The sequence below is a fragment of the Streptomyces longisporoflavus genome, from assembly GCF_014649775.1.
Lineage (GTDB): Bacteria > Actinomycetota > Actinomycetes > Streptomycetales > Streptomycetaceae > Streptomyces > Streptomyces longisporoflavus.
Genome location: NZ_BMTR01000025.1, coordinates 1 through 25,212 on the forward strand (window position 1 = coordinate 1; position 25,212 = coordinate 25,212).

Genomic DNA, 25,212 nt, shown 5'->3' on the forward strand with positions numbered 1-25,212 from the left:
GCTTCGCCCAGCCCACCGAACTCGACCTGCAGACCTTCAACGGCCGCCACCCGGTCGAGCTGACCGGCGCGGTGCGCTTTCCCGCCATCGGCGAACTGCCCTACCTGCTCACCCTGGCCGGACACGGCTTCTACTGGTTCCGGCTGCACAAGGAGCTGCACCCGCGCCGCCCGGCGGAACCCGACGTGCACCTCTGAAGGGATGTGACGCGATGTTGGAGACCGCTACGCAGTCGCGCGGCGACCTCAGCCCCACGACGCTGCTCACCTCGCTCGACGGTGTGCTCCAGGAGTGGCTGCCCCGGCAGCGGTGGTTCGCGGGCAAGGGCCTGCCCATCACGGAGCTGGCCGTGGTGTCGATGACCGAGCTGCAACCGGGCTGCCTGCACCTGCTGATCCGCTCCCGGCACACCGGGGAACGCGACGGCTGCTATCAACTGCTCCTCGGCGTGGAGGAGGACCCGCCGCCCCATCTCCAGCACGCCGTCATCGGCCGTGCCGACGCGGGCCCCCTCCAGGGCCTCACCGTCTACGACGCTCTCCACGACCCCCGGTCGGCCGCACTGCTCCTCGAACGCCTCCGCACGCCGGGCGCGGCGGGCCCGCTGCGCTTCGAACGCGACGGACAGACCGAGGTGCCCCCGGGGCTCACCCCCCGCGTCCTGGACGGAGAGCAGTCCAACACCTCACTGGTGTACGGGGATCTGTTCATCCTGAAGATCTTCCGACGCATCCAGTACGGCACCAACCCCGACCTGGAGGTCCCCCGGGCCCTCGGCCTCGAAGGCTGCGCCCGGGTGCCCGCTCCCGTCGCCTGGTTCTGGACCGCCGAACCGCGCGGAACGACGCTCGGCGTACTCCAGCCGTTCCTGCGCGACGCCACGGACGGCTGGACGATGGCTCTCCAGGCCCTCGCGACGGGCGACGACTTCACCGACGAGTCCTACGAACTGGGACGGGCCACCGCCGAGGTGCACCTGGCACTGGCCGAGGTGTTCGCGCCCGGCCTCCCGGACCGGCAGGGGGGCCGTCGGCTCGCGTCAGCGATGATCACGCGCCTGGAGGCCACCGCCCGTCAGGTGCCGGCCCTCGTGCCGTACATGGCCCAGCTGAGAGCCGCGTACGGCGTCGTCGGGGCACGTGTGCCGGGCCAGCCCGACCAGCGGATCCACGGGGACCTGCATCTCGGGCAGGTCCTGTGGGCCGGACACCGGTGGTACGTCATCGACTTCGAGGGCGAACCGTCCCGCCCGATCGCCGAACGCAGGCGGACCCAGGCCCCCGTGCGCGACATCGCGGGCATGCTCCGCTCCTTCGAGTACGCGGCTCATGCCAGGCGTCCGTGGCAGCCCCAGTGGGCCCAGCGCTGCCGGGAGGCCTACTGCGCGGGATACGCCTCCGAGTCGGCGTGGGACCCGCGAAAGCAGGGCGCGCTCCTGCGGGCCTACGAGACGGACCGCGCGGTGTACGAAGCGCTGTACGAGGCCAGGCACCGCCCGGACTGGCTGCCCGTCCCCATGGCCGCGATCGACCGCCTCGCGAAAGGGATCTGAATCCATGGTCACCGCCGACGCAACCGCGCCCGCTCGCGCGGCCGCCCCGCACACGCCCCTCGTCGCCAAGGCGCCGGAACTCGATGCGGAGGGCCGCGGACGCCTGCTCGCGGGCACGCACCATGACCCGCACTCCCTGCTGGGGGCGCACCCGGTGACCGGCGGCGTGGCCTTCACGGTCCTGCGCCCGTACGCCCGCGGGGTGAGTCTCGTCCTCGACGGGCGTGCCACGGAAATGGACGACCTGGCGGACGGCTTCTTCTCCTGTGTGCTGCCGCTCGACTCCATTCCCGAGTACGAACTGCGGATCTCCTACGACGGCCAGGACGTCGTGCTCCAGGACCCCTACCGCTTTCTGCCCGCCCTGGGCGAACTCGACCTGCACTTGATCGGCGAGGGCAGGCACGAGGAGCTGTGGACGGCTCTCGGCGCGCACACGATGACCCACCAGGGCGTCGCCGGTACCCGTTTCACGGTGTGGGCGCCCAACGCCAGGGGGGTGCGGGTGTGCGGGGACTTCTGCCGCTGGGACGGAACGGCCCACCCGATGCGCTCGCTCGGCTCGGCCGGCGTATGGGAGCTGTTCATCCCCGGTGTGGGCGAGGGAGACCTCTACAAGTTCGACATCACACGGCCCGACGGGACACACACCGTGCGCGCGGATCCGATGGCCCGCCGGGCCGAGGTGCCGCCCGCGACCGCGTCGGTGGTAACGCGCTCCAGCCATGTGTGGGCGGACGCGGCGTGGATGGCCCGCCGGGCCGAGCGCCCCGTGGTCGAATCCCCCTTCTCGGTGTACGAGGTGCATCTGCAGTCCTGGCGGGAGGGGCTGACCTACCGGCAGCTCGCCGAGGAGCTGACGGGGTACGTGGCCGACGCGGGCTTCACGCACGTGGAGTTCCTGCCGGTGGCCGAGCATCCCTTCGGCGGCTCGTGGGGTTATCAGGCGACCGGGCTCTACGCGCCGACCTCCCGCATGGGCACGCCGGACGACTTCCGGTACCTGGTCGACACGCTGCACCAGGCGGGCATCGGCGTGATCGTGGACTGGGTGGCGGCCCACTTCCCCAAGGACGACTGGGCGCTCGCGGAGTTCGACGGAAGGCCGCTGTACGAGCCGCAGGACTTCCGGCGTGCCGAGCACCCCGACTGGGGCACTCTCACCTTCGACTTCGGCCGCCGCGAGGTACGTAACTTCCTTGTCGCCAACGCGAGTTACTGGTGCGAGGAGTTCCATGTGGACGGCCTGCGGGTGGACGCGGTGGCCTCGATGCTCTACCTCGACTACTCGCGCGACGAGGGCCAGTGGGCGCCCAACGAGCACGGCGGCCGGGAGAACCTGGACGCGGTGTCGTTCCTGCAGGAGATGAACGCGACGGTCTACCGCCGGAACCCGGGGGTCGTCACCATCGCCGAGGAGTCGACCGCGTGGGACGGCGTCACGCGGGCCACCCATCACACCGGAGGCCCCGGCGGCTTCGGGGGCCTGGGCTTCGGTCTGAAGTGGAACATGGGCTGGATGCACGATTCCCTGGAGTACATCCAGCACGAACCGGTGCACCGGCAGTACCACCACAACGACCTGACGTTCGCCATGGTCTACGCGTACAGCGAGAACTACCTCCTGCCGATCTCGCACGACGAGGTCGTGCACGGGAAGCGCGCGTTGGTGTCGAAGATGCCCGGCGACTGGTGGCAGCAGCGCGCCAACCACCGCGCCTACCTGGGCTTCATGTGGGCCCATCCCGGCAAGAAACTCCTGTTCATGGGCCAGGAGTTCGCGCAGGGCGCCGAGTGGTCGCAGGAACACGGCATGGACTGGTGGCTGCTGGACGAGGCCTACTCCGCGCAGCCAGACCATGCCGGCGTGCAGCGGCTCGTGCGCGACCTCAACCACCGCTACCGGTCCGACCCCGCCCTGTGGGAGCGGGACGCGGACCCCGGCGGTTTCGCCTGGGTCGAGGCGGACGCGGCCGGGGACAATGTGGTGGCGTTCCTGCGGTACGCGGCCGACGGAACTCCCGTCCTGGCCGTCAGCAACTTCTCCCCCGTGGTCCGCCACGACTACGCGCTCGGAGTGCCGCGGACGGCCGGCGCCTGGCGCGAGACCCTGAACACCGACGCGGCCCACTACGGCGGCAGCGACGTACGCAACCCCGACCCGCTGCAACCGGTCGCCGAGGCTTTCGGAGCGTTTCCCGCCCGCCTGCATCTGACGCTCCCGCCGCTGGCCACGCTGTGGCTGTCTCCGGCGTGAGGGGGGCCATGGAGATCAAAAACACCTTGCCCGGCCCGCGGGCCTCGCGGATCATTGACACGACAGAGGAGCCACGTCAGGCGAGCTGAGTCAGGCAAAGGGGTCTCGTGTGGAAGCCACCCGGTTCTCCGTCCTCGACCGCTCCCGCACCCGCGAGGGGCACGACGGGCCCGAGGCCCTGCGCGACACCGTGCGTCTGGCCCGGGAGCTCGAAAAGCTCGGCTACCACCGTTTCTGGGTGTCCGAACATCACGCGGTGCCTGGCGTCGCGGGTTCCGCGCCGACCGTCCTCGCCGCCGCCGTGGCCGCCGCGACGCGCACCATCCGGGTCGGCACCGGCGGCGTGATGCTGCCCAACCACCAGCCCCTCGTCGTCGCCGAGCAGTTCGGGGTCCTCGAAGCGCTCTACCCCGGCCGCATCGACATGGGACTCGGCCGCTCCGTGGGCTTCACCGACGGGGTGCGCAAGGCTCTTGGCCGGGACAAGCACGACGCCGACGACTTCGCGGCGCAGCTCACCGAGCTCCTGGGCTGGTTCCGCGGCACGTCGGACACCGGAGCGCATGCCCGGCCCGCGGAGGGCCTGACCGTACCGCCGTTCGTCCTGGCCATCGGCGAGGGGGCGACCATCGCGGCGCGGGCCGGCCTCCCGATGGTCATCGGCGACATCAGGAGCCGCGAGAAGATGCTCCGCGGCATCGACCAGTACCGCGCCTCGTTCAGGCCCTCGGAGTGGTCGAGCGAGCCGTACGTCGTCGTCTCGGGCACCATCGCCGTCGCCGGGACCCGCGAGGAGGCCCGCCGTCTGCTGATACCGGAAGCCTGGTCGATGGCCTATTCGCGCACCCACGGCACGTTCCCGCCGCTGCCTCCGGCCGAGCGCATCGAGTCCTCGGCGACGAAGATGACCGAGAAGGAGCGCGGCTTCTACGAGTCCGGTCTCCTCGGCCACATCCACGGCACGGAGGAGCAGGTGGCCGCCGACCTCGAAACGCTGATCAAGGAGAGCGGGGCGCAGGAAGTGCTGGTCACGACCAGTACGTACGACCGCGAGGGCCTCCTGGACTCCTTCCGGCGGCTGTCCCGGGTCGCGGGTCTGGCCACGACCTAGAATCGTGGGGTTTGCCCCCGAGCCGCTCACGGAGTTCCCATGCACAGCCCCCATGATCCGTTCGTACGTGTCCGGGGCGCCCGCGAGCACAATCTGCGGAACGTCGACGTGGACGTGCCGCGTGACGTGCTCGCGGTCTTCACCGGCGTATCCGGCTCGGGGAAGTCGTCCCTCGCCTTCGGGACGATCTACGCGGAGGCCCAGCGCCGCTACTTCGAGTCCGTCGCCCCGTACGCCAGGCGTCTGATCCATCAGGTGGGTGCGCCGAAGGTCGGCGAGATCACCGGGCTGCCGCCGGCGGTCTCGCTCCAGCAGCGACGCTCGGCGCCGACGTCCCGCTCCTCGGTGGGCACGGTCACGAACCTCTCGAACTCGTTGCGCATGCTGTTCTCCCGCGCCGGGACCTATCCCGAGGGGGCCGAGCGCCTCGACTCGGACGCCTTCTCGCCGAACACGGCCGCCGGGGCCTGCCCCGAGTGCCATGGCCTGGGCCGCGTGCACCGTACGAGCGAGGAACTCCTGGTCCCCGATCCGGCCCTCTCCATCCGTGAGGGCGCGATCGCGGCCTGGCCCGGCGCGTGGCAGGGCAAGAACCTGCGCGACGTACTCGACGCGCTCGGCCACGACGTCGACCGGCCCTGGCGCGAACTGCCGCAGGCGGACCGGGACTGGATCCTGTTCACGGACGAGCAGCCGGTGGTGACGGTGCACCCGGTGCGGGACGCGGACCGCATCCAACGCCCCTACCAGGGCACGTACATGAGCGCACGGCGCTATGTGATGAAGACGTTCGCGGACTCCAAGAGCCAGACCCTGCGCGCCAGGGCCGAGCGGTTCCTGGCGAGCGCCGACTGCCCGGCGTGCGGCGGCAGCAGGCTGCGCCCGGAGGCGATGGCGGTCACGTTCGCGGGCCGCACGATCGCCGACCTCGCCGCGCTGCCCCTGTCCGAGCTGGCCAAGGCCTTGGAGAGCGGCACGGGCTCCGAGGCGGCCCGCGTCCTGACCGACGACCTCCTGGCCCGCATCGCCACCATCACCGAACTCGGCCTCGGCTATCTGAGCCCGGACCGCGCCACGCCCACCCTCTCCGCCGGCGAACTGCAACGCCTGCGCCTGGCCACCCAGTTGCGTTCCGGGCTCTTCGGCGTCGTGTACGTCCTGGACGAGCCGTCGGCGGGTCTGCACCCGGCGGACACCGAGTCCCTGCTCACCGTCCTCGACCGGCTCAAGGCCGCGGGCAACTCGGTCTTCGTCGTGGAGCACCATCTCGATGTCATGCGGCACGCGGACTGGCTCGTCGACGTGGGCCCGGACGCCGGCGAGCACGGCGGTCAGGTGCTGCACAGCGGCCCGGTGGCGGACCTGGAGAGCGTCGCGCGGTCCGCGACGGCCCGCTTCCTCTTCGACCGCGAGCCCTCGCCCGTACGCGAGGTTCGTACCCCGCGCGGCTGGCTGAAGGTCGGCCCCGTGAGCCGGCACAACCTGCGCGACGTGACGGCCGAGTTCCCGCTCGGCGCCTTCACCGCGGTCACGGGTGTCTCGGGGTCGGGCAAGTCCACGCTCATCGGCGAGGTCACCGAGGATCTTGAGGGCGTGGGGCGTCTGGTGTGCGTCGACCAGAAGCCGATCGGCCGCACACCGCGTTCCAATCTGGCCACCTACACCGGTCTCTTCGACGTCGTGCGCAAGGTCTTCGCGGCCACGGACGCGGCACGGGAGCGGGGTTACGGCGTCGGTCGCTTCTCCTTCAACGTGGCGGGCGGGCGGTGCGAGACCTGCCAGGGCGAGGGGTTCGTGAGCGTGGAGCTGCTCTTCCTGCCGAGTACGTACGCGCCGTGCCCCGACTGCGGGGGCGCGCGCTACAACCCCGGGACCCTCGAAGTGGCGTACCACGGACTGAACATCGCGCAGGTGCTGGACCTGACAGTGGAGGCAGCCGCGGAGTTCTTCGCGGACACCCCGGCCGTGGCCCGCAGCCTGCGGACGCTCCTCGACGTGGGGCTCGGCTATCTGCGGCTCGGGCAGCCGGCGACGGAGCTCTCGGGCGGCGAGGCCCAGCGGATCAAGCTGGCGAGCGAGTTGCAGCGGGTCCGGCGCGGTCACACGCTCTACCTCCTGGACGAGCCGACGACGGGGCTTCACCCGGCCGACGTGGAGGTCCTGATGCGTCAGCTGCACGGACTGGTCGACGCGGGCCACTCGGTGGTGGTCGTCGAGCACGACATGGCGGTGGTGGCCGGTGCGGACTGGGTGATCGACATGGGACCGGGCGGGGGTGGCGAGGGAGGTCGTGTGGTCGCCTCCGGGCCGCCGGGGGCGGTGGCGCAGGCCGAGGGGAGCCGGACGGCGCCGTATCTGGCGCGGGCGACGGCGGCCGGGGGCCGCTGAGGTGACCCGTTGGGGTTGCGGTGAGGTGGCCCGTTGAGGCTTCGGTGAGGTTGGTACGCACCAACTCCTTGACGGCGCAGCGGAGTCTGCCTTAAATCAAGTACTGAACAAAGCGGCGGGATTGATCACCCGCCGCGTTCAGTTCCCGACGTCGAGTTGTCATGCGCATGGCTTGACAACCCGTCCGTACGCCCCAGCACTACGCACCCCCCACTCTCTCGCCACCCCCACGTGAAGCGATGTGATGACAGTGCACACCTCTTGGCGCCGCCGTGCGGCGCTCTCCACCGTCGCCCTGGCCTGCTGTGCCTCGACCCTGGCCGGACTTCCCTCCGGAGCCTCGGCGGCCCCCTCCCCCACCCCCGCCGCGGCGGCGGCCACCTTCACCGACGACTTCGACGGACCCGCGGGGTCGGCGGTCGACGGCGGCAAGTGGCAGATCGAGACCGGCGACAACGTCAACAACCACGAGCGGCAGTTCTACACCTCGGGCAACAAGAACGCGGCGCTCGACGGCCAGGGCAACCTGGTCATCACCGCCCGCAAGGAGAACCCCGAGAACTACCAGTGCTGGTACGGCAAGTGTGAGTACACCTCGGCCCGGCTCAACACCTCGGGCAAGTTCACGCAGACGTACGGCCATGTCGAGGCCCGCATGAAGGTGCCGAAGGGGCAGGGCATGTGGCCCGCGTTCTGGATGCTCGGCGCCGACATCGGCAGCGTCGGATGGCCCCAGAGCGGCGAGATCGACATCATGGAGAACGTCGGTTTCGAACCCGGCACCGTCCACGGCACGCTGCACGGTCCCGGCTACTCGGGCTCGGGCGGCATCGGCGCGGGCTACACCCTGCCCGGCGGCGAGGCGTTCTCGGACAAGTTCCACACCTTCGCGGTGGACTGGTCACCGAACAAGGTCACCTGGTCCGTGGACGGCAACGTCTACCAGACCCGCACCCCGGCCGACCTCGGCGGCAAGCAGTGGGTCTTCGACAAGCCGTTCTTCCTGATCCTCAACCTCGCGGTCGGCGGCTACTGGCCGGGTGACCCGGACGGCAACACGAGCTTCCCGCAGCAGCTCGTCGTCGACTACGTCCACGTCACCACCAACGACTAGGCGGTACGCGCTAGTTGAGGCGCGCCAGCGCGTGCGCGGCCTCGCGGGTCGCCGGATACAGATCCAGGTAGAGCCCGTAGAGGCGGTCATAGACGGTCGAGGCGGTCGCCTCCGGGGCGACCACCTCGACCGTCGGGTTCCAGTGCGCGATGTCGCCCGGCTCGGCGAGCCCGGCGCCGACCGCAGCGAGGAACGCGTCGCCGTACGCGGCGCCGATGGTGTGCCGCGGCAGGTGCTGCTCGCGCCCGGTCACGTCGGAGACGATCCGGGTCCACAGCGCACGCGCGCCACCGCCGACCGCGACCAGGCGTTCGGCGGCGGCGCCCGCCTCGGTCATGGCGGCGAGATTGTGCCGGACGCCGTACGCGGTGGCCTCCAGGGCCGCGCGGTAGAGGTGGCCGCGGCCGTGCCGCAGCGTCAGGCCGTGCACCAGCCCCCGCGCGTCGGGGTCGAAGAGCGGGGTGCGCTCCCCCGCGAAGTACGGCAGCATCAGCAGGCCCTCGGCGCCGGGCGGCAACGCGGCGGCCTCCGCGGTCAGTTGCTCGTACGAAGTGCCGGTGAGGTCACGCAGCCAGCCGGTGACCGCACCCGACGTCGCCATCCCCGCGGCCAGGCAGTAGGTGCCCGGGAACGCGCCCGCCGTGCCCCACAGCCGGGGGCTGGTCAGCGGCTCCGGCACGATGCCCACCAGGAACATCGTCGTGCCGTACATGAGCATGAGGTCACCGGGAGCCGCGACGCCGACACCGGCCGCCTCCGCCCAGGCGTCCACCGTCCCCGCGACGACGGGAGTGCCCGCCGGGAGGCCGGTGAGCGCCTCGGCCTCCCGGCTGACGGCGCCGACGACCTCCGACGGCCAGACCAGCTCGGGCCACCGCAGGCCCGGCGCGATCTCCTCGCAGCGCTCCTGCATCCAGGTGCGGGCCGCCAGGTCGTACAGCGGGGTGCACTGGCTCGCCGAGTGGTGGTCCAGGATATAGCGTCCGGTGAGGCGGTGTACGAGGTACGAACTGGCCATGTACCAGCGGCGGGTGGCGCGGTAGGCGTCCGGTTCGTGGCGGCGCAGCCAGGCGAGCTTCGGGCCGATGGCCTGACTGGTGAGGGGTGAACCGCAGCGGCGGATGATCTCATCGGGGCCGTAGCGCTCGTTCTGCTCGGCGATCTCGGCACCGGCCCGCGTGTCGACGCCGTACAGGATGGCCGGGCGGACCGGCGTGCCCTTCTCGTCGACGGGGAGCAGGCAGGGCCCGATGCCGCTGACGCCGACCGCGGCGAGCGCATCGCCCGCGGGAAGGGCGGCGAGCAACTCCCGTGCCAGGGAACGGAAATCGGCCCACCACACGGACTCGGCGTCGTGCTCGAACCAGCCAGGCTGCGGCGTGGACGTCGTGTGCGCGCGCTGCGCCGAGGCTACGAGTGTGCCGTCGGGGCGGACCAGGACGCCCTTGGAGGAGGACGTCCCGATGTCGACGCCGAGCAGGAGACCGCTGCGGGACACGAGACCGTTGCGGGGCGGCGCGGTGGCGGAGGTCATGGCCACGGAATGCTACGGGACGATCGCGTCCACGTAACCGCCGTCGACCCGCAGTGCGCCGCCCGTCGTGGCGGAGGCCAGCGGGGAGCTGAGATAGACCACCATGTGGGCGATCTCCTCCGGCTCGATGAGCCGCTGGATCAGGGACTGCGGGCGGTGCTTGACCATGAACTCCCGCTGCGCCTCCTCCCAGGGCAGCTCCGGGTCGACCAGCTCGTACACGAAGTCCTCCACGCCGCCGGTGTGCGTGGGGCCCGCGATCACGGAGTTGACGGTCACGCCCGTCCCGGCGGCCTCCTTGGCGAAGCCCCGGGAGACGGCGAGCAGCGCGGTCTTCGACGTGCCGTAGTGGATCATCTCGGCGGGGGTGACGAGCGCCGAGTCGCTGGCGATGTTCTGGACGCGTCCCCAGGAGCGGTCCTTCATCCCCGGCAGGTAGTGCCGGATCATGCGGACGGCGGTGAGGACGTTGACCTCGAAGTAGCGGCGCCATTCGTCGTCGCTGATGTCCAGGGCCGGTGCGGCGCCGAAGACGCCGAGGTTGTTGACGAGGATGTCCGTGCGGGGGACGGCCGTGAACACCTGCTCGGCGCCTTCGTCGGTGGAGATGTCACCGGGAGCCGCGAAGAACTCGGCGGCGGCGTGCTCGCCCTTCAGCCGGTCGATGGCCTTGTCGACGGAGGCCGCTGACCGTCCGTTGACGGCCACCCGGGCGCCGGCCTTGGCGAGGCCGACCGCGATGGCCGCCCCGATTCCCTGCGTCGACCCGGTGACGAGTGCGGTCTTGCCGGAGAGATCGACGAGCATGCTGCGTACCTCCTGCTGTGGTTCGACGGGGCGGGGCCGCGTGCGTGGCCCCGCCGTGTCCCCCGGTCCAGTAGATCACTCCGGGGGCGAGTACGACTGAGTACCCGGCGCCCGTTCAGACGGCGAGTGTCTGCTTCAGGGCGGCGAGGCCGTCGCTGAAGATGCCGTGGAAGAGGGCGATGACCTCGTCGTCGCTGACGCCCACCGGCGTGAAGACGCCGGACCACTCCACGCGGGAGGCGTCCTGTCCCGGCACCTCGTGCACGGTGAGGGTGGCCACGTAGTCGGTGGCGGGGAACGGGGCTCGAAGAATGGAGTAGCTGTAGGTGCGCGCCTTCTCGTCGAAGGTCAGGAGGCGCTCGACGATGACGCCGCCGTCCGCGCTTTTGAGGCTGCGCACGCGCCCGCCCTCGCTGGATTCGCTGACGGGGATGAACGGAAGCCAGTCGGGCAGCGAGTCGAAGCCGCCGATGAGCTGCCAGACACGGTCGGCCGGTACGGGGATCTCGATGGACACGGAGGTGGAAGCCACGGTCTCTCCTTGCGGGGCGTACGGGTGTGCGGGAGTGGGGGGTTGACGGTCAGACGGCCGGCACCGGCGCGTCGGCGGCGATCAGCTTCTGTGCGCGCAGGTCGGCCCAGAAGGCGGCGGGGACCCTCTCGCCGAGGGCGGCGACGTCCTCGGCGATGCGGCCGGGCCTGGTGGCTCCGGGGATCGCCGCCGCCGTCGCCGGGTGGGCGAGGGAGAACTGCAGGGCGGCGGCCTTGATGCCGACGCCGTGCCGCTCGGCGAGTGCCTTGATGCGCTCGACCCTGTCGATGATCTCCGCGGGCGCCTGCTGGTACTCGAAGTGCGTGCCGCCCGCGAGGATGCCCGAGCTGTAGGGCCCGCCCACGACGATGTCGACGTTCCGGGCCTCGGCGGCCGGGAGCAGGCGCTGGAGGGCGCGGTCGTGGTCCAGGAGGGTGTAGCGGCCGGCGAGGAGGAAGGCGTCGGGCTTCGGCTCGTCCAGGTCGAGGGCGAGTTCGAGCGGCTCCACGCGGTTGACGCCGAGGCCCCATGCCTTGATGACACCCTCGTCGCGCAGCCGGTCCAGGGTGCGGAAGGCGCCCGTACGAGCCTGCTCATAGGCGGCCAGCCATTCGTCGCCGTAGAAGTCCTGGGCGACATCATGCACCCACACGATGTCGAGCCGGTCCGTCCTGAGCCGCTTGAGGCTGTCCTCGATGGACCTGAGCGTGGCGTCGGCCGTGTAGTCGTTGACGATCTTGTTGGGGCGGCCGTGCTCGAAGAGGCCGCCCTTCTCGCCGAGGTCGCGTGCGGCGGGGTCCTCGACCTCGTCCAGGATGACGCGGCCGACCTTGGTGCTCAGGACGTACTCGTCGCGGGGGTGGCCCGCGAGGACGTCGCCGAGCCGGATCTCGGAGAGTCCCGCGCCGTAGAAGGGGGCGGTGTCGAAGTAGCGGATGCCCTGGTCCCAGGCCGCCTCGACGGTGGCGGCGGCCTCCTCGTCGGGGATGGCGCGGAACATGTTGCCGAGCGGGGCGGTGCCGAAGCCGAGCGCTCCGGGGAGGAGGGACGTGATGCTCATGGGGGGTCCTCGCGATGGTGGATTTCTGACGGTTCCGGTGGTGACCGGGTGATCCGTCTGCCGTGCGGTTTCGAGGTTAGGATCGATGCTTGAGACTGTCCAAGACTCGCTTGGACACACTTGAGTCCTCTGAGGTCTTACATGCTTGACCTGCGGCAACTCCGCTATTTCGTGGCCGTGGCCGAGACGGAACACGTCGGGCGGGCAGCCGAAGCACTGCACATCTCCCAGTCACCGCTCAGCCGCCAGATCGCCCAGCTGGAGAAGCAGCTCGGCCTCGCCCTGTTCGAACGCAGCCAGCAGCGCATCCGCCTCACCCCCGACGGCCGGGTCTTCCTGAGCGAGACCCGCGCCCTGCTGCGGCACGCGGACCGGCTCGAGAACCTCGGCCTGCGGCTCGGCCGCGGCGAGGAGGGCGGCCTGTGCATCGGCTACGTGGGCGACGCCATGCACACCGGCGTCCTGCCGGGCGCGCTGCGCACCCTCCAGGAGGAACGACCCGGCATCCATGTCGCCCTCTACAGCCTCCCCGCCGCCGAGCAGTTCGAGGGCCTGCGCCAGCGCAGCCTGGACATCGCCCTGGTCCAGGAGCCGCCCGCGCGGGACGACCCGGACCTCCTCGCCGCGCCACTGCTCGAAGACCCGCTCCTTCTCGCGCTTCCGGCCGCCCACCCGCTCGCCGGGCACGCCGAGTTGACGCCCGCCGACCTCGACGGCCAGGCGTGGATCGCGGTCGAGAACTCCAGGGACCCGGCCTGGCGTGACGCCTTCCTCGCCTCGTGCGTGGCCTCCGGCTTCACCCCGGACATCCGCCTGGACGCCGCCGAGCCGCTCACCGCGCTCGGCCTGGTCGCCTCCGGCCTCGGCCTCGCGCTCATCCAGAGGAGCATGGTGCGCGGCACGACGGACGGAGTCGCCGTACGCGAACTGCCCTGGCACAAGGCGTCCGTTCACCTGTGGGCGGCCTGGCACCGCGTCGATCTGCGGCCGGTGGTGGCGTCCTTCCGCGAGACGGTCCTGGCGAGCGGCGGCATCGACGGCGACACGACGTCCGGCTGACGCCGTCCGCTCACTCCCGGTACGACCTGCGCAGCGAGGTCTTGGCCAGCTTCCCGGTGGGCGTGCGGGGCAGCGAATCCACGAAGTCCACGGAACGCGGCGCCTTGTAGTGGGCCAGGCGTTCCCGTACGAACTCGACCAGTTCGCGTTCCAGTCCGGGCCCCGGGGTCACGCCGTCGGCCGGGCACACCACCGCCTTGACCGCCTCCCCCATCTCCGCGTCCGGCACCCCGATCACCGCGACGTCCGCGACCGCCGGATGCAGCACGAGACAGTCCTCGGCCTCCTGCGGGTAGACGTTCACGCCACCCGAGATGATCATGAACGCCTTGCGGTCGGTGAGGAAGAGATAGCCGTCCTCGTCGACGTGCCCGATGTCGCCCGTGGTGGTCCAGTTCGGGTGCACCGGGTGTTGCGCCTCGCGGGTGCGTTCGTCGTCGCCGTGGTAGGTGAAGGGCACCTCGTCGCGCTCGAAATAGACGATCCCGGTCTCCCCGCTCGGCAGCGGCTCGCCGGCGTCGTCGCAGATCCGCAGTTCGCCGAGGAACCCGTCCTTGCCCACGGAGCCGGGCTTGCGCAGCCACTCCTCGGGCGAGATGAACGTGATGCCGTTGCCCTCCGTCGCCGCGTAGTACTCGTACAGGATCGGCCCCCACCACTCCAGCATCCGCTGCTTGACCTCGACGGCACAGGGCGCGGCGGCGTGTATGGCGACCTTCATCGAGGACAGGTCGTGGCGTTCGCGCACCTCGGCGGGCAGCTTCAGCATCCGTACGAACATGGTGGGCACCCACTGGCTGTGCGTGACCCGGTGCCGTTCGATGGCCGCAAGGGCCCCTTCGGCGTCGAAGGCGTCCATGAGCACGACCGTGCCGCCGAGCGCCGTGACGACGCCGCAGAAGCGCAGCGGCGCCGCGTGGTAGATCGGGGCGGGCGAGAGGTAGACGGTGTCCTCGCCGAAGCCGTACATGGCCTGGAAGAGCAGCACATAGGCGCTCGGCTCCCCGCGCACGTCGCCTTCGGGCAGCGCGGGCTGGATGCCCTTGGGGCGGCCCGTGGTGCCGGAGGAGTAGAGCATGTCGGTGCCGCGCGGCTGGTGGGCGGGCGGCTCTGCCGACGCGGACTCCAGAGCTTTCTCGTACGTGCCGTCGTCGAGGCCGAGCAGGATGGACGGGCCGCCGGCCGACTCCACGACGGCCGCGCCCGGTTCGGCGAGCGAACCGGAGATGATCAGCACCTTCGCCCCGCAGTCACGGACGATGTAGGCGGCCTCGTCCGTCGAGAGGTGATGGTTCACGGCGGTGAGGTAGAGGCCCGAGCGCAGCGCCGCCCAGTAGACCTCCAGGGCGCGCGGGTCGTTGTCGCAGAGCAGGGCGAAGTGGTCGCCCCTGCGCAAGCCTGCGGCCCGCAGATGATCCGCGAGCCGCAGGGAGCGTTCTTCGAGTTGTCCGTAGGTGAGGGTCCGTGTGCCGTCGGCGGTGACGACGGCCGTCCTGGCGGGGTCGTACGCTCCGGGATGCATGCCGGTGAAGCTACGCGCCCCGCAGGGGCGCGGGGAACCGCGCGACCAGCCACAAACGGCCCGCAGGTCTCGACGGCCCCACGCAGTACCTAGCGGCTCACCTTCCGGGTCGCCCTCAACCACTCCTTGTTCATGGCCGAGATGGACGGCAACGGGATCCCCTTCGGGCAAGCGGTGGCGCACTCGCCGGTGAGCGTGCAGCCGCCGAACCCCTCCTCGTCCATCTGCGCCACCATGTCGAGCACACGCGTCTCGCGCTCGGGCGCACCCTGCGGCAGCACGCCCAGGTGGTTGACCTTCGCCGAGGTGAACAGCATGGCCGAGCCGTTGGGGCAGGCGGCGACGCAGGCACCGCATCCGATGCACTCCGCGTGCTCGAAGGCGTAGTCCGCGTCCGGCTTGGGCACGGGCGCCGCGTGGGCCTCGGGGGCGGCTCCGGTCGGGGCGCTGATGTAGCCGCCGGACTGGATGATGCGGTCGAAGGACGAGCGGTCCACGACCAGGTCCTTGACGACCGGGAAGGCCGCGGCGCGCCACGGCTCGACGTCGATCGTGTCGCCGTCCTTGAAGGACCGCATGTGCAGCTGGCAGGTGGTGGTGCGCTCGGGTCCGTGCGCGTCGCCGTTGATGACCAGCGAGCACGCGCCGCAGATGCCCTCGCGGCAGTCGTGGTCGAAGGCGACGGGGTCGTCGCCCTTGACGATGAGTTCTTCGTTGAGGGTGTCCAGCATCTCCAGGAAGGACATGTCGGAGGAGATGTTGTCCACCTCGTAGGTGGACATGGCGCCTTCGGCGTCGGCGTTCTGCTGGCGCCAGACGCGTAGGGTGAGCTTCATGCGTAGCTCCGCTGAGTGGGGTGGACGTACTCGAAGACGAGGTCTTCCTTGTGGAGGGCGGGAGCCTCACCGGTGGCGGTGAACTCCCAGGCGGCGGCGTAGCCGAACTCCTCGTCGCGGCGGGCCGCTTCGCCGTCCGGCGTCTGCGACTCCTCGCGGAAGTGGCCGCCGCAGGACTCGGCGCGGTGCAGGGCGTCGAGGCACATCAGCTCGGCGAGCTCCAGGTAGTCGACGATGCGGTTCGCCTTCTCCAGGGATTGGTTGAACTCCTCGCCGGTGCCCGGCACCTTGATCCGGCGCCAGAACTCCTCGCGGATCTGCGGGATGCGCTCAAGAGCCTTGCGCAGCCCCGTCTCCGTACGGGCCATGCCGCAGAACTCCCACATCAGCTCGCCGAGTTCGCGGTGGAAGGAGTCGGGGGTGCGGTCGCCGTCGACGGCGAGGAGCCGGGAGATCCGGTCGGCTGTCTCGTCCAGCACCTCACGTACGACGGGATGTTCGTCGGAGATCTCGTCGTGATGCGGGTTGCGCGCGAGGTAGTCGTTGATCGTGGAGGGCAGTACGAAGTAACCGTCGGCGAGGCCCTGCATCAGGGCCGAGGCGCCGAGGCGGTTCGCTCCGTGGTCGGAGAAGTTGGCCTCGCCGATCGCGAAGAGGCCGGGGACGGTGGTCTGCAGGTCGTAGTCGACCCAGAGTCCGCCCATCGTGTAGTGCACGGCGGGGTAGATCCGCATCGGTGTCTTGTACGGGTCCTCGTCGGTGATCCGCGCGTACATGTCGAAGAGGTTGCCGTACTTGGCCTCGACCGCCTTCTTGCCCATGCGCTTGATGGCGTCGGCGAAGTCGAGATAGACGCCCTGGCCGCCGGGGCCCACTCCCCTGCCCTCGTCGCACACGTTCTTCGCCGCGCGCGAGGCGATGTCGCGGGGCACGAGGTTGCCGAAGGAGGGGTAGATGCGCTCCAGGTAGTAGTCGCGCTCGTCCTCGGGGATCTTGTTGGCCGGGCGGTCGTCGCCCTTGGCCTTCGGGACCCAGATCCGACCGTCGTTGCGCAGCGACTCACTCATCAGGGTCAGCTTCGACTGGTGGTCGCCGGTGCGCGGGATGCACGTCGGGTGGATCTGCGTGAAGCAGGGGTTGGCGAAGTAGGCGCCGCGCCGGTGGGCGCGCCAGATCGCCGTGGCGTTGGAGTTCATGGCGTTCGTCGACAGGTAGAAGACGTTGCCGTAGCCGCCGGAGGCCAGGACCACCGCGTCGGCGAAGTACGTCTCGATCTTGCCGGTGATCAGGTCGCGGGCGACGATGCCGCGGGCCCGCCCGTCCACCACGATGACGTCCAGCATCTCCGTGCGCGGGTGCATCTCGACGTTGCCGGCCGCGATCTGCCGCGAGAGCGCCTGGTAGGCGCCGAGCAGGAGCTGCTGGCCCGTCTGGCCGCGTGCGTAGAACGTCCGGGAGACCTGCACGCCGCCGAAGGAACGGGTGTCGAGGAGGCCGCCGTACTCGCGCGCGAAGGGCACGCCCTGCGCGACGCACTGGTCGATGATCTCCACCGAGATCTGCGCGAGGCGGTGGACGTTGGACTCGCGGGCGCGGAAGTCGCCGCCCTTGACGGTGTCGTAGAAGAGGCGGTGGACGGAGTCGCCGTCGTTGCGGTAGTTCTTCGCGGCGTTGATGCCGCCCTGCGCGGCGATCGAGTGCGCGCGGCGCGGCGAGTCCTGGTAGCAGAACTGCACGACGTGGTAGCCCTGTTCGGCCAGCGTGGCGCCCGCGGAGCCGCCCGCGAGGCCCGTGCCGACGACGATCACGGTGTGCTTGCGGCGGTTGGCGGGGTTGACGAGCTTGGCTTCGAAGCGGCGGGTGTCCCAGCGCTCGGCGACGGGACCTGCCGGGGCCTTGGTGTCGACGACCGGCTCCCCGGTCGTGTAGTCGGCGTACTCACGGGAGGAATTCATCGGCTAGCTCACCACTCCGGTCATGACGGCCACGGGGACGACGACGAAGCCCGCCGTCAGGAGGAACGCGACGCCGTTGGCAATGATCTTGAGGGCGCGGTCGCGGGTCGCCTTGCCCGCGCCGAGGGTCTGCGCGGCGCTCCACAGGCCGTGGCGCACGTGGAAGCCGAGGGCGACGACGGCGACGATGTAGATGACGTTGCCGTACCACGTGGAGAACGTGTCGATGATGTTCTGGTACGGGTGCAGGTGCTCGTAGCCGCCCGGGTGCACCGTGCCGGTGGTCAGGTCCAGGATGTGCCAGACGATGAACAGGCCGAGGATGATCCCGCCCCAGCGCATCGTGCGCGTGGCGAAGCTCTTGCCCGCCTTCTTGTTGACGTACTTGGCGGGGCGCGCCCTGATGTCGCGGCGGCTCAGCTGGTAGGCGGAGACGGCGTGCGCGACCACGGCGACGACGAGCACGACGCGGATCAGCCAGAGCGTCCACTCGTAGTGCATGAAGGGCTCGCCGACCGTGCGCAGCCAGTGGGCGTAGTGATTGAGCTCCGCGGGCCCGAAGAAGATCTTCAGGTTTCCGATCATGTGGGCGATCAGGTAGAGCAGCATGATCAGGCCGCTCACCGCCATCACCGTCTTCTTGCCGACGGAGGAGTCCCAGATCGTGCGCGTCATCGACGACCGTTTTCGGTCCGTCCGCGTTGCCAGAGCCATGGGACCGACGCTAAAGCCGAAGGTCCCGATCGGTCCAAGAGATGGATCAGCTCATCTCGATAGCGACTGCCTATCATCGGCCGTACCCTGCCATGTATGCAGTTCCAGCAGCTCCTCTACTTCGTCGCCGTCGCCGAGACCCGGCACTTCACCCGGGCCGCCGAGCAGGTGCACGTCTCCCAGCCCTCGCTCTCCCAGCAGGTCCGCGCCCTGGAGAAGGAGCTGGGCGCCGAGCTGTTCAGCAGGGCCCGCGGCAACATCGCGCTGACCGACGCCGGCGAGGCGCTGCTTCCGCTGGCCCGCCGCATCCTCGCGGACGCCGACACCGCGCGCATCGAGGTGCAGGAGCTGGCCCAGTTGCGCCGCGGCCGCATCCGTCTGGGGGCCACGCCCAGCGTCTGCACGGGCCTGCTGCCCGAGGTCCTTCGCGCCTTCCACGACCGGCACCCCGGCATCCAGCTCCTCCTGGAGGAGAGCGGCTCCCACGACCTCGTACGGGAACTGGCGCGCGGCGCCCTGGACCTGGCCGTCGTCGTGCTCCCGCTGCCCAGCCCGTCACCCGCCCTGACCACCGTGGAGCTGCTGCGCGAGGACCTGGTGGTCGTGTCGTCGCCGGACGCGCGGGGGTTCGGCGGCAAGAGCGTCCGGGTCGCGGATCTGCAGCGCGAGCGCCTCGTGATGTTCCGGCACGGCTACGACCTGCGGGAGCTGACGGTCGCCGCCTGCCGCGCCGAGGGGTTCGAGCCGGAGTTCGCCGTCGAGGGCGGCGAGATGGACGCCGTGCTCGGTTTCGTGCGGGCCGGTATCGGGGTCGCGGTCGTGCCGCGCATGGTGGCGGAGCGCGCCGGGCGGGGCTTGCGGATGACGCCGCTGGCGCGTCCCTCGCTGCAGCGTACGATCGCGCTGGCGCACCGCAGCGACGTTGCTCCGCCACGGGCTGCGCGGGAGTTGCAGCGGATGCTGCTCGAGCGGCGCTGAGGTTTCGTTCTCTGGCCGTGAGCCGGTGGGGGCTGAGCGCGCAGTTCCCCGCGCCCCTTACGGGGCGCTCAAGCCGCCCGTCTCCGGATTCCTGATCGTCAGGCAGTACGTGCCCCCCGCCGGGTCCCGCATCACGATCCAGTGCGGGCCCCGCCGAACGGTCTCGGCGCCGAGAGCCTCGTGCCGGACACGGTCCGCGTCGAGGTCGGAGCAGGAGAAGTCCAAGTGCGCTCCGGGCAGCGCGTCCGTTTCGAGGCGCTGGAGCAGGATCCGCATCGGCAGCCCGGCGGCCGGCTCGACGAGGTGGAACTCCGGGCGGGAACCAGGCCGGTCGGGCCACCTCGTGAAGGCGGGCCAGAAGGCCTTCTCCGCCTCGAACTCCGCCGGCGGCACGTCGAGGCAGACCTGGTCGAGGCGGCTCGTGGTGCCGTCCGGCGCGACGAGCGGTCCGGGGCGGTCCTTCTCTCCCTCCCACGTCACGACACAGAACAGCTGTCCTCCCGGCGAGCGCAGAACCTCCAGGCCCTCCTCGGCGAAGACGGGTGTGGCACCCAGCTCGCGGGCAGCACGCGCTTCGGCGACGACGTCGTCCACCGCGAAGTCCAGATGCGCGCCACCGGAGCCCGCGACCGCCTGGGCCTTCAGACAGGCGTCGGCGCCCCCGTCCGGCAGCAGCGTCACGAACTGATCGGCGTCCCCGCGGAACGCGGACAGCCGCGTGCCCGTGACCGTCGTCCAGAACGCGCAGGACCGACCGAACCGGTCCGCGGGCCGGTCGATGAACGCGTACACCCAATGGATCATCGTGAAACCTCAGCTCGTCGCGTCGGCGAGCGCCAGCTCGTGCAGCTGGTCCGGTGGACCGGGCCGTGCGTAGTACCAGCCCTGCGCCGTGTCGCAGCCCAACTCTCGCAGCTGATCCGCCTGGGCGCCCGTCTCGACACCCTCGACCGTCACCGCGAGGTCCAGGCTGTGGGCAAGGGCGACGATCCCCTCGACGATCTTCAGGTCGACGGGGTCGGCGGGGAAGTGCTGCATGCCCTGCGTGAAGGAGCGGTCCAGCTTGAGGATGCTCACCGGCAGGCGGCGCAGGTTGGCGAGGTTCGAGTAGCCCGTGCCGAAGTCGTCGAGCGCGATGTCCACGCCCATCTCGGCGAGCCGGCGCAGCGGCTTGAGCAGGTCGTCGTCGGCGCCGATCAGCGCGGACTCGGTCACTTCCAGGCACAGCGCGCCCGGTTCGAGCCCGACGCGCTCCAGGATCTCCACCGTGTCGGACACGAGGTTGGGGTGGTTCAGCTGCATGGGCGAGAGGTTCACGTTCACGCGCAGCGGCCCGGCGTCCTTGTGCCGCGCCGTCCACGTACGGGCCTGGCGGGCCGACTCCTCCAGGACCCAGCGGCCCAGCGGAACGATCAGGCCGGTGTGCTCGGCGAGCGGGATGAACCGGTCAGGGCCGATGATGCCGTGCTGCGGATGCAGCCACCGCACAAGCGCCTCGGCGCCGCGCACACTGCCGTCCCCCAGATGCACGAGGGGCTGGTACTCGATGAAGAACTCGCCGCGCTCCAGAGCGGCGGGCAGCGCGGTGGTCAGACCGTGCCGCGTGATGGCGCGGGCATCCGCCTCGGGGTCGGCGAGCTCGAAGCGGTTGCCGCCCGCGGACTTCGCGCGGTACATCGTGATGTCGGCGCTGCGCAGGACCTCCGCCGCGCCGCGCTCCCCGGCCGGGCCCTCGACGATGCCGATGCTGCCGCGCACGGTCAGTTCGCGGCCCTCGACCCGGATGGGCGTGGAGAGCGCGTGCATGATGCGTCCGGCGAGGTCGTCCACCTCGACCTCGGTGTCACGGCCGGTGGTCAGCGCCACGAACTCGTCGCCGCCGAGCCGCGCGACCATCTCGCCGGGCGCCGTGGCGCAGGACTGGAGCCGGTCGGCGACCTCGACGAGGAGCCGGTCGCCCGCCGCGTGCCCGAGGCTGTCGTTGACGGTCTTGAAACCGTCGAGATCGAGGTAGCAGAGCCCGAACCGGGCGCCGTCACCCGCCGCGAGGGCCTTCTCCAGCCGCTCGAAGAACAGGGTCCGGTTCGGCAGGCCGGTCAGCGCGTCGTGCGTGGCCTCGTAACGGAGGCGCAGATTGAGCAGCCGGCGCTCGGTGGTGTCCTCCATCAGTGCCAGCTGGTACTGCGGCACTCCGTCCGCGTCACGCAGCAGCGAGACGGTCAGGTTGGTCCACAGGACGGTGCCGTCGGGCCGGTAGAAGGCCTTCTCCACGCGGTAGTGCTCGCGCTCCCCGCGCACCAGCTCTTCGTAGAGCTTCCATACGTGAGGGGAGTCGTCGGGGTGGGTCCACTCCGCGACGTTGCGTCCGCGCACCTGGTTCTCCAGGCCGCCGAACATGCGGATCAGCGCGTCGTTCACCTCCAGGACCGTGCCCGTGAGGTCGGCGATGCCGATGCCGATCGCCGCGCCGTGGAAGACGGCGCGGAAGCGTGCCTCGCTCGCGTGCAGGGCTTCGGCGACAGCGCTGCGGGCGCTCAGGGCGGCTCCGGATATGGCTTCCTGCTCGGCGAGGGTCCGCTCCCGCAGGGCGGCGGCGAACCCCGCGGCCACGGCGTGCTGCAGGCGCGCGCACCGGGCCCGCAGCTCTTCGCGCGGGCCGTCGTCGCCGCAGTAGAGGACGAGATAGGCGTCCACGCAGTCGAGCGTGCGGCTCAGCGCCTCGGGGTCGGTGCAGTGCGTGCCCACGAGCGCCGCGCCGATTGCCTGCCCCTCGGCGGCGTCGAAGATCCGCTCGTGCAGGGCCGTGCGCAACCTGCGGGCCAGCGGCACCAGTTGCTGCTCGAACTCGGGACGGGTCAGCGAGGTCGCCGTCACCGGGAAGATGGCGCGGCTCCATATGGTGGCGAACCTGCGCACTCTGCCCTCGGGCCCGTCCGGCTCCCCGCTCATGCCCTGCGCCCCACGCCGGCGAACCCGGAGAAGGTATACGGGTCCTCCTCCTCGGGTGCGGTCTCGGGCCGCCAGCGCGGCATCGGCACGAGGCCGGGTTCCACCATGTCGTATCCCTCGAAGAACCGCGCGACCTCGTCGCGCGAGCGCATGATCAGTGGATTGCGGATGTCCTTGTAGACGCCGACGACCTGACCGGCCCGGTCGGCGGGGATCGGCATCCCTTCGTACGAAGCGTGCGTGAGGACGATCAGGCTGCCGGGCGCGGTTGCGTCCCGCAGCTCGGCGACCGCTGTGTAGGGATCGTACGCGTCCTCCACGAAATGCAGGACGGCCACGAGAAGAACGGCTACCGGACGGTCCAGGTCAAGGAGTCCGCTGGCCTCCGAACTGCCCAGAATGTCCGACGGTTTGCGCAGATCCCCGGCGACGGCGATCGCTTTCTCGTTGCCGTCGAGCACGGCACGGCCGTGTGCCACGGCCACCGCGTCGTGGTCGACGTACACCACACGGGCGTCGGGGTCCGCCTGCTGCGCGACCTCGTGGACATTGCCGAAGGTGGGAATGCCCGAACCGATGTCGAGGAACTGGTTGATGCCCTGGTCCACGGCGAAACGTACTGCTCGGCGCATGAAGGCACGATTCGCCTGCATGATCTTGGGCAGCCCCGGCATGACCTCCATGGCCCGGCGGGCGGCCTCCCGGTCGACCTCGAAATTGTGCGAACCGCCCAGGTAGTAGTCGTAGATGCGGGACACGCTGGGCATCGTGATGTCGATGCCCTGCGGGGCCCAGGCGGGACGCTCCATCAGGACTCCAAGACGTAGGCGAGGCGAGCCGGTGTTCGAAGTGAGGCTACTGATCGTCCGCCAAGGGAGCGAGTCAAAACGGAAATTGACCGTCCGTTCTCGGTCACTGCCTGTGGCAAGTGCCGAATTTCCACCCAAAAAACCGGTCCGTTCCTTCCCCCAGGGGCGGGAAAAGAACGGACCGGTCGACCGAACGCGTGGTACTGAGCTGCTTCAGACGGGACCTCCTTTCTGTTCGGACTTCTACTTCTTCGGCGCGCCGACAGGCTTTCCGTCGGGGCCGGCGGCGTACCAAGTCCCGCCCACACCCTGTCCATTGGTGTCACCGGGCTTCTTGTCCCCGGAGAACGTGTACATCGGCCAGCAGTCGATCGTCTGCTGCTGCACTCCGTCGGGGCGGTTGAAGACGACGAACCCCTTCTTGAGGATTCCCTTGGTGTCGTTCTTCTCGACGGGCGGCACGACCGGCCACTTCTCCAGGCAGGCACCGGTGCACGCGGTCTTCATCGGCCAGGCGGAGTCCTTGGTGAAGCGGTAGACGGTCATGCCGTTCTTGTCGACGACGATCTCCCCGAGCTTCGGGTCCTCGCGGGTGGAGAGCCCCGCCGGGTCGACGGGAGCCGCGTCGGCGGGGGGCTCGGCCTCGTCGGCCGCGGGCGCGGCCTTCTTGCCGTCGGGGGCCGCCGCGTACCAAGTGCCGCCCACTCCCTGGCCCTTGGCGTCGCCGGCCTTGGTGTCCTTCGCGTAGCGGTACATCGGCCAGCCGTCGATCGTCAGCTGCTTGCTGCCGTCGGACCTGGTGACCTCGCCGAGCAGGGACTTGTCCACACCGGGCGGGGCGGCGGCACCCTCGGGCGACGCGACGGGCCAGGTCGTGGCGCAGGCGCCGTCACAGTTCGACTTGGGGGGCTGGGCGGTGTCCTTGTCGAAGCGGTAGAGCGTGCGGCCCTCGCTGTCGGTGACGACCTTGCCGAGCTTCTTGCTGTCCCACACGGCGAGTTGACCGGCTGCCTTCGCCTTGCCCGCCCCCTCCTTCGCGGCGCCGGTATCGGCCCCGTATCCGTCGCTCCCCGCCCCGTATCCGTCCTTCTCGGCAGGGGCCTGGTTGCCCACGTTCTGTCCGTTCGGCGACTGGTCCCCCTGTTCCTGACCGCACGCCGTCGTCAGCGCCAGCATGGCCGCAGCTGTCGCTACGAGCGAGGCGCTCCGCCAGGCCCGGGGGGAACCCCCTGATAGATGCAGCATCTCCGACTCCCGCTGTCCCTTGGGTACCGCGCCGCTGAGTGCGTCACGCTTGGCCCTAGGTACGGGTGCGAACGGCTGATGCGTTCAACCGGCCTTCAAGATTCTTTTGTTCGTCAAGCTCACGCCCGGCGTCTCCTCCCTTCGGGTTGAAGGGAGCCAGCGGCGGCGTGGCAGCGCGACACGCTGCCCATGATCTTTGACGTGCATGGAACCACGAAGGCCTCGTCCGGCCTGGTCACACGCTTATCCGCGCTCCTGGTGCTGGCCTGGCTGCTCGGCTCGCCCACGGCAGCCGCGGCGCCTGCTGCCGCGCCCGCCGACAACTGCGCCTACGCCTCGATCGGTGATGCTCCCGGAGGCGACTCCGTGGCGGTCGCCGGCGACGGGGTGGTGTGCAGCGCCGGCCCCACACACCGCCCCAAGCCGCCACCACCGCCACCACCGCCGCCACCGCCCGCTCCGGCTCCGCCGCCACGCCCTGAGCCCCCGGCGCCCGAACCCCCTCCCCCGCCGCCACCGCCGCCGCCGCCCGCACGCCCGGCCCCCGCCGAACCCACCCCACCAGCGCCACCACCACCCAGCCCCGAGCCGAAGCCAAAACCGAAGCCGAAGCCGAAGCCCTCCGTCACCCCCAAGCCCTCGCCGAAACCGGTGAGTTACCCCTCGTACCGCGCCTCTCCGCGCAATCCGCCGCCCAGCGGCGGCCCGTCCCTGGTCTCGCTCACCCTGCTCGTCACCGCACCCGCGGTGCTCGCCGTCGCCGCGCTGCGGCCTCGCTGACCGTCGGAGG

The 25,212-nt window shown here is 70.6% G+C and carries 21 protein-coding genes; 9 read left to right on the plus strand and 12 right to left on the minus strand.

Translation table 11 applies throughout. The features are described from left to right. The 6 genes from IE226_RS34975 to IE226_RS34995 all read left to right on the plus strand — a co-directional run. Positions 1-197, plus strand: a 197-nt coding sequence (locus tag IE226_RS34975) for an alpha-glucosidase C-terminal domain-containing protein (protein ID WP_190085498.1), incomplete at its 5' end; no start/stop codon positions are given. A gap of 14 nt (positions 198-211) precedes the next feature. Beyond that, positions 212-1,552 (plus strand): maltokinase N-terminal cap-like domain-containing protein, encoded by a 1,341-nt coding sequence (locus IE226_RS44350; RefSeq protein ID WP_229871728.1) that lies wholly within the window; start codon positions 212-214, stop codon positions 1,550-1,552. 4 nt (positions 1,553-1,556) lie between these two features. Next, entirely contained in the window at positions 1,557-3,809 is a 2,253-nt protein-coding gene (glgB, locus tag IE226_RS34980; protein WP_229871729.1) for a 1,4-alpha-glucan branching enzyme, read from the plus strand. A gap of 109 nt (positions 3,810-3,918) precedes the next feature. Next, on the plus strand, positions 3,919-4,920 hold the full coding sequence (locus tag IE226_RS34985; protein ID WP_190085500.1) for an LLM class flavin-dependent oxidoreductase: 1,002 nt from the start codon (positions 3,919-3,921) through the stop codon (positions 4,918-4,920). Positions 4,921-4,959: 39 nt separating this feature from the next. Further along, on the plus strand, positions 4,960-7,308 hold the full coding sequence (locus tag IE226_RS34990) for an ATP-binding cassette domain-containing protein (RefSeq protein WP_190085501.1): 2,349 nt from the start codon (positions 4,960-4,962) through the stop codon (positions 7,306-7,308). Positions 7,309-7,552: 244 nt separating this feature from the next. Continuing rightward, positions 7,553-8,422 (plus strand): glycoside hydrolase family 16 protein, encoded by an 870-nt coding sequence (locus IE226_RS34995; protein ID WP_190085502.1) that lies wholly within the window; start codon positions 7,553-7,555, stop codon positions 8,420-8,422. 10 nt (positions 8,423-8,432) lie between these two features. Here the strand turns inward: IE226_RS34995 and IE226_RS35000 are convergent, their stop codons facing one another. The 4 genes from IE226_RS35000 to IE226_RS35015 form a co-directional block, all read right to left on the minus strand. Beyond that, the gene (locus IE226_RS35000) at positions 8,433-9,956 is read right to left on the minus strand and encodes an FGGY-family carbohydrate kinase (protein ID WP_190085503.1); all 1,524 of its coding nucleotides are present in this window, start codon (positions 9,954-9,956) and stop codon (positions 8,433-8,435) included. 12 nt (positions 9,957-9,968) lie between these two features. Next, positions 9,969-10,763, minus strand: a complete 795-nt coding sequence (locus IE226_RS35005; RefSeq protein ID WP_190085504.1) for an SDR family NAD(P)-dependent oxidoreductase — start codon at positions 10,761-10,763, stop codon at positions 9,969-9,971. A 115-nt stretch (positions 10,764-10,878) separates the two neighbouring features. Beyond that, positions 10,879-11,295 carry an SRPBCC family protein gene (locus IE226_RS35010; RefSeq protein ID WP_190085505.1) on the minus strand — a complete coding sequence of 139 codons (417 nt, stop codon included), beginning with the start codon at positions 11,293-11,295 and terminating at the stop codon, positions 10,879-10,881. Between the two features lie 49 nt (positions 11,296-11,344). Next, positions 11,345-12,355, minus strand: coding sequence for an aldo/keto reductase (locus IE226_RS35015; RefSeq protein ID WP_190085506.1), 1,011 nt, complete (start codon positions 12,353-12,355; stop codon positions 11,345-11,347). Between the two features lie 141 nt (positions 12,356-12,496). On the opposite strand from IE226_RS35015, the gene IE226_RS35020 reads away from it, so the two are divergent. After that, complete coding sequence (locus IE226_RS35020; RefSeq protein WP_190085507.1) at positions 12,497-13,414, plus strand: LysR substrate-binding domain-containing protein; 918 nt, start codon at positions 12,497-12,499, stop codon at positions 13,412-13,414. A gap of 10 nt (positions 13,415-13,424) precedes the next feature. Here IE226_RS35020 and IE226_RS35025 read toward each other — a convergent pair whose 3' ends face one another. The 4 genes from IE226_RS35025 to IE226_RS35040 form a co-directional block, all read right to left on the minus strand. Continuing rightward, positions 13,425-14,936, minus strand: coding sequence for an acyl-CoA synthetase (locus IE226_RS35025; RefSeq protein ID WP_190085508.1), 1,512 nt, complete (start codon positions 14,934-14,936; stop codon positions 13,425-13,427). Positions 14,937-15,025: 89 nt separating this feature from the next. Continuing rightward, entirely contained in the window at positions 15,026-15,772 is a 747-nt protein-coding gene (locus tag IE226_RS35030) for a succinate dehydrogenase/fumarate reductase iron-sulfur subunit (protein WP_190085509.1), read from the minus strand. Further along, a complete protein-coding gene (locus IE226_RS35035) occupies positions 15,769-17,727 on the minus strand; it encodes a fumarate reductase/succinate dehydrogenase flavoprotein subunit (RefSeq protein WP_190085510.1) in 1,959 nt (652 codons plus the stop codon). Before IE226_RS35035 ends, IE226_RS35030 begins: the two co-directional genes overlap by 4 nt. 3 nt (positions 17,728-17,730) lie before the next feature. Then, positions 17,731-18,402 (minus strand): succinate dehydrogenase, encoded by a 672-nt coding sequence (locus tag IE226_RS35040; RefSeq protein ID WP_190085581.1) that lies wholly within the window; start codon positions 18,400-18,402, stop codon positions 17,731-17,733. 135 nt (positions 18,403-18,537) lie between these two features. Here IE226_RS35040 and IE226_RS35045 point away from each other — a divergent pair, with 135 nt between their 5' ends. Continuing rightward, the gene (locus tag IE226_RS35045) at positions 18,538-19,419 is read left to right on the plus strand and encodes a LysR family transcriptional regulator (RefSeq protein WP_190085511.1); all 882 of its coding nucleotides are present in this window, start codon (positions 18,538-18,540) and stop codon (positions 19,417-19,419) included. A 57-nt stretch (positions 19,420-19,476) separates the two neighbouring features. Here IE226_RS35045 and IE226_RS35050 read toward each other — a convergent pair whose 3' ends face one another. The 4 genes from IE226_RS35050 to IE226_RS35065 all read right to left on the minus strand — a co-directional run bounded on the left by IE226_RS35050 (position 19,477) and on the right by IE226_RS35065 (position 24,422). Next, positions 19,477-20,223 (minus strand): VOC family protein, encoded by a 747-nt coding sequence (locus IE226_RS35050; RefSeq protein ID WP_190085512.1) that lies wholly within the window; start codon positions 20,221-20,223, stop codon positions 19,477-19,479. Between the two features lie 9 nt (positions 20,224-20,232). Beyond that, positions 20,233-22,368: a putative bifunctional diguanylate cyclase/phosphodiesterase gene (locus tag IE226_RS35055; protein WP_190085513.1), complete on the minus strand. Its 2,136-nt coding sequence runs from the start codon at positions 22,366-22,368 to the stop codon at positions 20,233-20,235. Further along, on the minus strand, positions 22,365-23,177 hold the full coding sequence (locus IE226_RS35060; RefSeq protein ID WP_190085514.1) for an SAM-dependent methyltransferase: 813 nt from the start codon (positions 23,175-23,177) through the stop codon (positions 22,365-22,367). Before IE226_RS35060 ends, IE226_RS35055 begins: the two co-directional genes overlap by 4 nt. Before the next feature lie 243 nt (positions 23,178-23,420). After that, entirely contained in the window at positions 23,421-24,422 is a 1,002-nt protein-coding gene (locus IE226_RS35065) for an SCO0930 family lipoprotein (protein WP_268251306.1), read from the minus strand. A gap of 201 nt (positions 24,423-24,623) precedes the next feature. On the opposite strand from IE226_RS35065, the gene IE226_RS35070 reads away from it, so the two are divergent. After that, positions 24,624-25,202 (plus strand): hypothetical protein, encoded by a 579-nt coding sequence (locus tag IE226_RS35070; RefSeq protein WP_229871730.1) that lies wholly within the window; start codon positions 24,624-24,626, stop codon positions 25,200-25,202. Positions 25,203-25,212 lie beyond the last annotated feature (10 nt).